Origin of the sequence: uncultured Citricoccus sp. (assembly GCF_937871995.1) — a bacterium.
Taxonomy (GTDB): Bacteria; Actinomycetota; Actinomycetes; order Actinomycetales; family Micrococcaceae; genus Citricoccus.
In genome coordinates, this window is record NZ_CALMQR010000071.1 from 1 (window position 1) to 1,140 (window position 1,140).

Annotated in this window: 2 protein-coding genes; both read right to left on the minus strand. The window is 69.0% G+C overall.

The annotated features are described in order from the left end of the window. Positions 1–126 precede the first annotated feature (126 nt). Entirely contained in the window at positions 127–528 is a 402-nt protein-coding gene (locus Q0283_RS08070; RefSeq protein ID WP_298044150.1) for a hypothetical protein, read from the minus strand. Positions 529–532: 4 nt separating this feature from the next. Further along, a partial coding sequence (locus tag Q0283_RS08075) for a type IV secretory system conjugative DNA transfer family protein (protein WP_298044151.1) occupies positions 533–1,140 on the minus strand: 608 nt, incomplete at its 5' end.

Below are 1,140 nucleotides of genomic sequence, written 5' to 3' on the forward strand. Positions count from 1 at the left end.
CCGTCCCCGTTGGCGCGGCGGCATTCGGCACGGTCCAGCAGGTCGGTGCTGGTGGTGTGGAACTGCAGGACGGAGACCCGCTGGCACAGTTCGCAGTTCAGCGGCTCGGTGGAGCCGGGGACAGGATCACTGGTGGTCATGGGTCTTCTTTCTGTGACGGCGGATCATCCGGACGACGATAAGCACCGTGGCCCGTCGCCGGTCCCAGCCAAAGTACTCCTTGCGCGCATCCAGACAGGCGTGCAGCTGTTCGTGGTGGGCCCGACACATCGGCATCAGGTCCTCATCAGCCTCCCGTGCCTGCCACGCCCCGGTGACCGGGTCACGGTGCACCCCGTCGTAGCGCAGGTGGTGCAGATCGAGACTGCCTGCCTGTTCCAGGGTCAGTTGGCAGACCGGGCAGGCCGGTTCGACGCCTCGGGCGCGGGCGTCGCGGAACCAGCGCACCCGGCGGAACCCCCACGCCGGTGAACGCAGGTAGTCCTGGTAGCTTTCCGAGCCGGTGCGGGTGAGCGAGAGCCGTGCCATGGTCTCACCGCACCGGCACCGAGGCCGCCCAGTCCGCCACCGTGGACGCCTCGGCGGTGTCTGCGGCGGTCGGGGTGGAGGACAGGACCTCGGCCCCACCGGTGAGCTCCGCGGCCAGTTCGGCGTTGTACGCCGTGATGGCGGCCTCGATCTGCTTGGCGTCCTTGCGGTCGGTCCACTTGGTCATGCGCATCAGGATGGGCCGGCCGTTGCGGTTCAGCAGCAGCCCCCAGCCAAAGGGCAGACGCCGCAGCTCCGAGACCGTCAGCACCTCGGTGTCGTGCAGCTGCTCGGAGGTCGAGTTCGAGTCCTTGCCGCGGGAGGTGGAGGTGCGGGTGATCTGACGTTGACCGGCCAGCCGGGAGAACAGCTCCAGGTCGGTCACGTTGGAGGCCCCGCCGAGCTGGATCTTCACGGTGGCCGCGTCGAACAGGGCGGTGGCGGGCTGTTCGCCCCATTCGTTGCGGGCCTGGGCCAGGGACTGGAACACGGCGAAGGCACTGATGCCCACCCCACCGCCGTCGGCCATGATCTGGGTCAGCCCGGGCCAGGCTCCGGCGATGTTCGCGATCTCGTCCAGGACCAGCGTCAACGGCGGGTCCAGCCGGTTCT